Here is a 7,937-nt window from a genome sequence, read left to right as displayed (position 1 = left end):
TGTTCCCGGCGGGTCCCTTCGGCACCGGGCGGCGTCGGTCGCGCGGCGGACGGCCTCGTCCATCCCGGCAACCAGCGGGGCCAGTTCCTCGGCGAGCTGCCGGCCGATCGGGGTGAGCTGGACGACCCGACTGGTACGGGCGAACAGCGGTGCCCCGATCCGGCGTTCCAGCTTCTTCACGATGTGGCTGACCCGACCGGTGCTGACTGTCAACCGCTCGGCGGTGCGGCCGAAGTGCAGTTCCTTCGCGAGCGTCAGGAAGGTCTCGACCTCGTACCGCTCCAGCACACCGCCCCCATCGTTGACCTCTGGGCAACGATCGTAGCGACATCAGGTCTTGGTCGGTGTCCCTCGTCAGGGGATCGTGAACGCGGCAGGGAACACCGAGCGAAAGGCGAGAACGTGAGCGTTGACGACTACCTGGCCGGCCTGGCCGGCCCACTGCGCGAGATCGGCGAGAAGCTGACGCCGATCATCGCGGCGGCCCTGCCGGCGGCGACGGGCGCGATGTGGCACGGGCACCCGGTCTGGGGCCTGGGCGACCGGCCCGGCCAGCGCCCGGTCTGCCTGATCAAGGCGTACGGGTCCTTTGTCACCTTCGGGTTGTGGCGGGGACAGGAGATCGCCGACCCGTCAGGACGGTTGGTGCCCGGTGCGCGCTCGATGGCGGCGGTGAAGCTGCGCGACCTCGCCGACGTCGACCCGGCGCTGTTCAGCGGCTGGTTGCGCGCGGCGGCCGACTTGGAGCAGGCATGAGCGCGGTGCGGGTCACCGGTTTCGACCACCTGGTGCTGACCGTCGCCGACGTGGAACGGTCCCTGGACTTCTACTGCGGCCGGCTCGGGCTGGCGCCGGTACGGGTCGACGAGTGGCGGGCGGGCGCAGTCCCGTTTCCGTCGGTGCGGATCAGCCCCGACAGCATCATCGACCTCGTTCGAGGTGAACCGCAGGGCGCGAACGTGGACCACTTCTGCCTGGTGGTGGCGCCGTTGGACTGGGCGCAGGTGATCGGGTCGGAAGTCTTTACGGTGCTGACCGGGCCGGTCAGCCGGTTCGGCGCCCGCGGTTCGGCGACCTCGATCTACGTGCGGGACCCGGACGGCAACTCGGTGGAACTGCGCTGGTACCCGCAGGACGCGGAGTCGGCGTCGGTCGTCAGCCCTCGGTGACCGCCCGGTACGCGTCCTCGATGCGGGCGGCCAACAGGACCTCGCCCTCGGTCAGGGGCTCACCGCTGCCGTGCCCGACCCGGATCTGGGTGCTGTCGGCCCGGCGGCTGATCTCGGGTCGCAGATGCAGCGCGTCCGCGACGACCTTGACCCGTTCAGTTAGTGCGGCGTGTTGGGTATCGTCGATCATGAGCGTCCGTCGGATCTGCTCGCCCTCGCGTGTCCAACCAGATAGCAAGGTCAACGCGTCGGAAAGGTAGTCGTGCTTGGCCCTGCTGTTGAACAGCACGCGCATCACCGCACCCCCCAAGCGCCGTTGCCGGCTCGTGGCCAAATCGTCGCCATCCCGTGTCTTGTCGGTGTCCCCTAGTCTCTCGCTGCTCGGAGGGGGTGTCCACGCCCACACTTCCGTGTCTTATTGGCCTAGCGGACGGCTACGGTACCCAAACCGCCGATTGATCTGGCACCCTGGACGCCCGTGCGGACCGAACGGGCGACTGGTGGCGGGCAGGCCGAGCGACGGGACCTGAAGGTGATCGTCGGCGCGGCGATCATCCGGGATGGGCGGGTGCTCGCCTGTGCGCGTTCCGCGCCACCCGAGGTAGCGGGCATGTGGGAGTTTCCGGGCGGAAAGGTCGAGCCGGGGGAGGCCGAGACCGACGCGTTGATCCGGGAGTGCGCCGAGGAGTTGGCCGTACGCGTCGAGATCGGCGACCGGGTCGGCCGCAACGTACGGATGGCGCACGGCCGCTCGGTGCTCAAGGTGTACGCGGCCCGCCTGCTCGGCGGCGACCAACCGCAGGCGCTGGAGCACGAGGCGCTGCGGTGGCTCACCGCCGACGAACTGGACTCGGTCACCTGGCTCCCCGCCGACGCCCCCATCGTGGCAGCCCTCCGCCCCCTCCTCACCCCGCCCACCCCCCGGTGATCACGCCCAGCCCCCGTTGATCACGCAAGTGGGACGGGGGCCGTGGCAACTGCCACGGCCCCCGTTGTTGTTCCGGGTGATTAGTGCTTGTTGTCCTGCTCCGGGTGGGCGAAGTTGAGGTGCTCCGGAGGCAGCGGGAAGGTCACGTCGTCGCCGAACGGCGACGGCGCGGCGGCCCGGTCGAAGGTGAGCTCGGTCAGCGGCAGCTTGCCCCGGTCGTCGACCGCCGGCGCGGGCGGGGGGGGCCCCACCCGGTGCCCGTTGACGCCCCTCTGCGCCTGCGCCTCAGCCCCCGCCTCGTGGGGGCCACCCGCGTGCGCGGGCACCCCACCCCGGGCGGAGCCCGGCGTCGCCGAGCCCTGACGGGCGGTGGTCACGCTGGTCTGGGGCGTCTCGCCCCGACGGAAGATCTTGCTACCAAGCCACACAAGGGGATCGTACCTGCGGTCGACGACCCGTTCCTTCATGGGGATGATCCCGTTGTCGGTGATCTTGATGTGCTCGGGGCAGACCTCGGTGCAGCACTTGGTGATGTTGCAGAAGCCGAGGCCCTGTTCGGCCTGCGCGTACTCCTTGCGGTCGGTCCGCGCGTCCAGCGGGTGCATGTCCAGCTCGGCCGCCCGGATGAAGTACCGCGGGCCGGAGAACGCCTGCTTGTTCTCCTCGTGGTCGCGGATCACGTGGCAGACCGTCTGGCACAGGAAGCACTCGATGCACTTGCGGAACTCCTGCGAGCGCTCGACGTCGACCTGCTGCATCCGGTAGTCGCCCGGAGCGACGTCCGCCGGAGGCGCGAACGCCGGGGTCTCCCGTGCCTTCTCGTAGTTGAACGAGACGTCGGTGACCAGGTCCCGGATCACCGGGAAGGTGCGCAGCGGGGTGACAGTGACGGTCTCGTCGTCGCCGAAGGTCGACATCCGCGTCATGCAACCCAACCGCGGCTTGCCGTTGATCTCCATGGAGCAGGAGCCGCACTTGCCGGCCTTGCAGTTCCACCGGCAGGCCAGGTCGGGCGCGTCGGTGGCCTGCAGACGGTGGATGACGTCGAGGACGACCTCGCCCTCGTTCACCTCCACCATGTAGTCCTGGAGGTCACCGCCGCTCTCGTCGCCCCGCCAGATCCGGAACTGACGCTTCGCGCTCATCGGTTGTCCGCCTCTCCAGCGTCGGCGACGAGGGCGTCGAAGTCGGCGAGCTCCTCGTCGGTGAGGTACTTGGCCAGCTCGGCCCGGTCGAAGAGGCCGATCAGCTCCGGCCGCATCTTCGGCAGCGGCTTGCGGGTCAGCTGCACGGTGTCGCCGTCCAGTGCGCAGACCAGATTGACCTGCCGCCACTTGGGCTCCATCGCCGGGTAGTCCTCCCGGGTGTGCCCGCCGCGCGACTCCTGCCGCTCCAGCGCCGCCTTCGCTGTGCACTCCGAGACCACCAGCATGTTGCGCAGATCCAGGGCCAGGTGCCAGCCCGGGTTGTAGCGTCGGCCGCCGGCCGCGCTCACCTTGGCCACCCGCTCCCGCAGCTCGGCGAGCCGGACCAGCGCGTCGGCCAGCTCACCCTCGCGGCGGATGATGCCCACCAGGTCGCCCATCACCGCCTGGAGGTCCTGCTGAAGGGTGTACGGGCTCTCGCCGGTGTCCCGTTGCAGCGGAGCGAGGGCGGTCTCCACGGCGGCCTCGACCTCGTGCACCGCCACCTTCGGCCGGGTGGTCAGCCCGTCGGCGTAGCTGGCGGCGTGCCCGCCCGCCCGCTTGCCGAAGACCAGCAGGTCGGACAGGGAGTTGCCACCGAGTCGGTTGGAACCGTGCATGCCGCCGGAGACCTCACCGGCGGCGAACAGCCCGCGTACGTGGCCGAAGGCGGCACCCGAATCCGGGTCCACCTCGACGCCGCCCATCACGTAGTGACAGGTCGGCCCCACCTCCATCGGCTCGGCCGTGATGTCGACGTCGGCCAGCTCCTTGAACTGGTGGTACATCGACGGCAGCCGCCGGCGGATCTCGTCGGCGGAGCGTCGGCTCGCGATGTCCAGGAAGACACCACCGGCGGGGGAGCCCCGACCGGCCTTGACCTCGCTGTTGATGGCGCGGGCCACCTCGTCGCGGGGGAGCAGCTCCGGCGGACGCCGGTTGTTGTCCGGGTCGGTGTACCAGCGGTCCGCCTCCTCCTCGGTCTCCGCGTACTGCTTGCGGAAGACGTCGGGGACGTAGTCGAACATGAACCGCTTGCCTTCGGAGTTCTTCAGGACACCGCCGTCACCGCGCACCGACTCGGTGACCAGGATGCCCTTCACCGAGGGCGGCCAGACCATGCCGGTGGGGTGGAACTGGAGGAACTCCATGTTGATCAGCGTCGCCCCGGCGCGCAGCGCCAGCGCGTGCCCGTCCCCGGTGTACTCCCACGAGTTCGAGGTGACCTTGTAGGAGCGTCCGACACCGCCGGTGGCCAACACGACCGCCGGCGCCTCGAAGAGGATGAACTCGCCCGACTCCCGGTAGTAGCCGAACGCGCCGGCCACCCGGTCACCGTCGAGCAGCAGCTCGGTGATGGTCGTTTCGGAGAACACCCGGATGCGGGCGTCGTACGAGCCGAACTCGCGCTGGTCCTCCTGCTGGAGGGAGACGATCTTCTGCTGGAGGGTGCGGATCAGCTCCAGGCCGGTCCGGTCGCCCACATGCGCCAGACGCGGGTACTCGTGGCCGCCGAAGTTGCGCTGCGAGATCTTGCCGTCCTTGGTGCGGTCGAAGAGCGCACCGTACGTCTCCAGCTCCCAGATCCGCTGCGGCGACTCCTTCGCGTGCAGCTCGGCCATCCGGAAGTTGTTGAGGAACTTCCCGCCGCGCATGGTGTCGCGGAAGTGCACCTGCCAGTTGTCCCGGCTGTTCACGTTGCCCATCGCGGCGGCCGCGCCGCCCTCGGCCATCACCGTGTGCGCCTTGCCGAACAGCGACTTGGAGATGATCGCGGTCTTCTTGCCGGCGAGCCGGGCCTCGATCGCCGCGCGGAGACCGGCGCCGCCGGCCCCGATGACGACGACGTCGTAGTGGTGTCGTTCGATGCGAGTGGTTGTGGTCATGTCAGGGGCCCTTTAGTTGATGAACCGCAGGTCGGAGAACCAGCCGGCAGCGAGCGCCATGATGTAGAAGTCGGCCAGCGCCAGGGTGCCGAGGGTGATCCAGGCGAGCTGCATGTGCCGGACGTTCAGGGCCGAGACGAACGTCCAGGCCCGGTAGCGCACCGGGTGCTTGGAGAAATGCTTGAGCCGGCCGCCGATGATGTGCCGGCAGGAGTGGCAGGAAATCGTGTACGCCCAGAGCATCACCACGTTGAGCACCAGGATGATGTTGCCCAGCCCGAAGCCGAAGCCCTTCGGCGAGTGGAACGCGAGGATCGCGTCCCAGGTGTTGATCAGCGAGATGACCGCCGCGGCGTAGAAGAAGTAGCGGTGCAGGTTCTGCCCGAGCAGCGGGAAACGGGTCTCACCGCTGTACTCCTTGTGCCCGTCCGGGACGGCGCAGGCCGGCGGCGACAGCCAGAACGACCGGTAGTACGCCTTGCGGTAGTAGTAGCAGGTGAGCCGGAACAGCAGCAGGAACGGCAGCGTCAGCGCGGCGTCCGGGATGATCCACCAGCCGGGCAGGAAACGGCCGAAGTGCGAGGCGCCCTCGATACACCGCTCCGTGACGCAGGGCGAGTAGAACGGGGTCAGGTAGTGGTAATCCGCGACCCAGTAGAAGTCGTGCATGAAGACACGGACCGTCGCGTACACGACCCAGGCGCTGAGCCCGATCACGGTGATCAGCGGGGCGAACCACCATCGGTCGGTACGCAACGTCTTCGCCGCGATGGCGGCGCGCGCCCGCGCCCCCCTCGGCCTCGTTGCCGTTGAAGTCATTCGAGTCGTCTCCTCGACGGGCCCGTACGGGCGGGCTGATCTCTCTCCGGTCGGCACGCGGACCGGCGAACCCGCACCCGCTGCCACGTCATGCGCACACCAACGACCGCGCCGGATCGACCGACGCAGCTAAGTGACACACGTTACGCCGATCTCTGCGGGCCGTCCGCGCAAGGGAGTGTCCCGTGTGTCTGGCCTGCGGAAAAGCCCCCAGCGGGCCGGTTTTTCCGCGCGCCGGTTGACCATCAACCGGAGGCGCCTCCGGTGAAGTGCCAGGACGCCAGCCGCAACGAGGGCGCCGCCCACCAGGCACCGTCCACCCGATCCGGTTGACGCACCGCCCGCGCACCCAGCCCGAGCACCGCCCCCGGCCCCAGCGCCCTCGGGTACGACTCGGTGAACCGCAGGTCACGGACCGCCCTGACCACAGTGCCGTCCTCGATCAGCCAGACACCATTGCGGGTCAGCCCGGTGACGACGAGGCTCTTCGGGTCGAGCACCCGCGTGTACCAGAGGTCGGTGACCAGCAGGCCCCGGCGTACCCCAGCCACCAACGCGGCGGTGTCCGCGTCGACGACAGCGCCGGCCGCCGCGCCGGTGGTGCTCCGGCCCGCGGCACTGGCCGGGCCCGTCGCCGCACCACTCAGCCGCAGGTTGCGGGGCATCGGGCCCCAGGTGGCACCCCCCGCGACAGCGTGCCCGGTGGACTCCGTGCCCGCCTCGGCGGCGGTCCGGCGATCGTGGGCCACCGCCCTGGTGGTGCCCGCCTCGACCAACGTCAACGCCCCTCGGCCGGTGCCCTCCGCGTCGAACGGCAACCCGGACCCGCCCAGCGGATCGTCCACCACTGTCACCGCCCTGTCGAACTGGGCCGCGCCCGGCTCGGCGAACGACTGCCGCTCGTTGTACCGCTTGCCGTTGAAGCCGTAGAACGACAAATTCTGCAGCAGGTCCGCCACGGCGGCCGGCTCGAACACCACCTCGTAGTGCCCCGGCGGCAACTCGACCGGGTCGGCCGCCGCCTGCGCCTTCGCCGCCGCCTGCGCGCCCAACTCGGCGCCGTCGAGGTCGGACAGCCGGTCAGCGCGGCGCCCGGCCACCCCGGCCGCGCCGTCGCGGCGGGCGCTGCCGTCCATCGCCGCCTCCACCGAGCGGCCGTACGCCGAGGGCCCGGCCGAGTTGGCGAACGCCGACGAGCGGTGCGCGGTACGGCAGTAACCGGCGGGGCTCAGGCCCCCGGCGGCGGCCACGAACGCCCCCACCCGGTCGGCCCGCTGATCCGGCTCGGCCTGCGCGGTGGCCTCGTCGACGGGCGGCGCCTGCGGCATGGGCACGAGCGCGGTCAACCCCGGCCAGCCCTGGTCAGGTGGGCACAGCCGCGCCGCCGTCAGGGTGCGCTCCACCAGTGCGGACAACCCGTCGGCGGTGACCACGCTGCCGCCGCCGGCAGCCGTCCGACCGTCGACGTGCACCCGCAGTCGGACCCCCACTGTCGACTCGGAAACGTTCTGATGGATGCCCGAGTTGGCGAACCGGGTCAACGCCAGGTCCGCCCGGGTCACCACCGCCTCCGCCTGCGCGGCCGGCCCGCCGAGCCGCCGCACCAACTCCACAACCTGCCCCGCCAGCTCCAGCTCGCTCCTCGCGCTCACGCTGAGCCACCTTTCGTTCGCGACTGCGGGGCTCGCAAACCCGGCTCACTCCTCGCGCTCACGCTGAAACCCCCACCCGGACGTTGCGGAACCGGGCCGGCGCGGCCGGGTGGCCGGTGTGCCCGATCTGGCCGGGCTGGCCCTTGCCGCAGTTGGGCGTCCCCCAGGAGACCGTCTCGCCGGAGAGCATGTCCATCGAGCGCCAGAACAGCGGGCCGATCCCGGTGTACGTGGGGTTGCGCAGCATCCGCCCCCGCCGCCCCTTCTTGATCTCCCAGCCGACCTCGCAGCCGAACTGG

Annotated in this window: 9 protein-coding genes and 1 pseudogene; 3 read left to right on the top strand and 7 right to left on the bottom strand. The window is 70.3% G+C overall.

The window, feature by feature from the left end:
* On the bottom strand, positions 1–288 hold a 288-nt coding region (locus KBX53_RS14650), incomplete at its 3' end, for a LysR family transcriptional regulator (protein WP_210859789.1).
* 114 nt (positions 289–402) lie between these two features.
* Here KBX53_RS14650 and KBX53_RS14645 point away from each other — a divergent pair.
* Positions 403–756: a DUF1801 domain-containing protein gene (locus KBX53_RS14645; RefSeq protein ID WP_210859787.1), complete on the top strand. Its 354-nt coding sequence runs from the start codon at positions 403–405 to the stop codon at positions 754–756.
* Positions 753–1,169: a VOC family protein gene (locus tag KBX53_RS14640; RefSeq protein ID WP_030337505.1), complete on the top strand. Its 417-nt coding sequence runs from the start codon at positions 753–755 to the stop codon at positions 1,167–1,169. Before KBX53_RS14645 ends, KBX53_RS14640 begins: the two co-directional genes overlap by 4 nt.
* Here KBX53_RS14640 and KBX53_RS14635 read toward each other — a convergent pair.
* A complete protein-coding gene (locus KBX53_RS14635) occupies positions 1,156–1,464 on the bottom strand; it encodes a 4a-hydroxytetrahydrobiopterin dehydratase (RefSeq protein WP_030337506.1) in 309 nt (102 codons plus the stop codon). The genes KBX53_RS14640 and KBX53_RS14635 overlap by 14 nt on opposite strands.
* A 183-nt stretch (positions 1,465–1,647) precedes the next feature.
* Here KBX53_RS14635 and KBX53_RS14630 point away from each other — a divergent pair, with 183 nt between their 5' ends.
* Positions 1,648–2,097: a (deoxy)nucleoside triphosphate pyrophosphohydrolase gene (locus KBX53_RS14630; protein ID WP_210859785.1), complete on the top strand. Its 450-nt coding sequence runs from the start codon at positions 1,648–1,650 to the stop codon at positions 2,095–2,097.
* Between the two features lie 80 nt (positions 2,098–2,177).
* Here the strand turns inward: KBX53_RS14630 and KBX53_RS14625 are convergent, their stop codons facing one another.
* The 5 genes and pseudogenes from KBX53_RS14625 to KBX53_RS14605 form a co-directional block, all read right to left on the bottom strand.
* Positions 2,178–3,242: a succinate dehydrogenase/fumarate reductase iron-sulfur subunit gene (locus tag KBX53_RS14625; protein ID WP_210859783.1), complete on the bottom strand. Its 1,065-nt coding sequence runs from the start codon at positions 3,240–3,242 to the stop codon at positions 2,178–2,180.
* On the bottom strand, positions 3,239–5,167 hold the full coding sequence (locus KBX53_RS14620; RefSeq protein ID WP_030337511.1) for a fumarate reductase/succinate dehydrogenase flavoprotein subunit: 1,929 nt from the start codon (positions 5,165–5,167) through the stop codon (positions 3,239–3,241). The genes KBX53_RS14625 and KBX53_RS14620 overlap by 4 nt, the downstream gene beginning before the upstream one ends.
* 12 nt (positions 5,168–5,179) lie before the next feature.
* Positions 5,180–5,986: a hypothetical protein gene (locus KBX53_RS14615; protein WP_030337513.1), complete on the bottom strand. Its 807-nt coding sequence runs from the start codon at positions 5,984–5,986 to the stop codon at positions 5,180–5,182.
* Positions 5,987–6,231: 245 nt separating this feature from the next.
* Positions 6,232–7,638 (bottom strand): metallopeptidase TldD-related protein, encoded by a 1,407-nt coding sequence (locus tag KBX53_RS14610; RefSeq protein ID WP_309140775.1) that lies wholly within the window; start codon positions 7,636–7,638, stop codon positions 6,232–6,234.
* Between the two features lie 58 nt (positions 7,639–7,696).
* Positions 7,697–7,937, bottom strand: a pseudogene (locus KBX53_RS14605) (TldD/PmbA family protein); the annotation flags it as partial.

Origin of the sequence: Micromonospora sp. M51, from assembly GCF_018070305.1 — a bacterium.
GTDB classification, from domain to species: domain Bacteria; phylum Actinomycetota; class Actinomycetes; order Mycobacteriales; family Micromonosporaceae; genus Micromonospora; species Micromonospora parva.
This window is presented reverse-complemented; position numbering and strand designations above follow the sequence as displayed.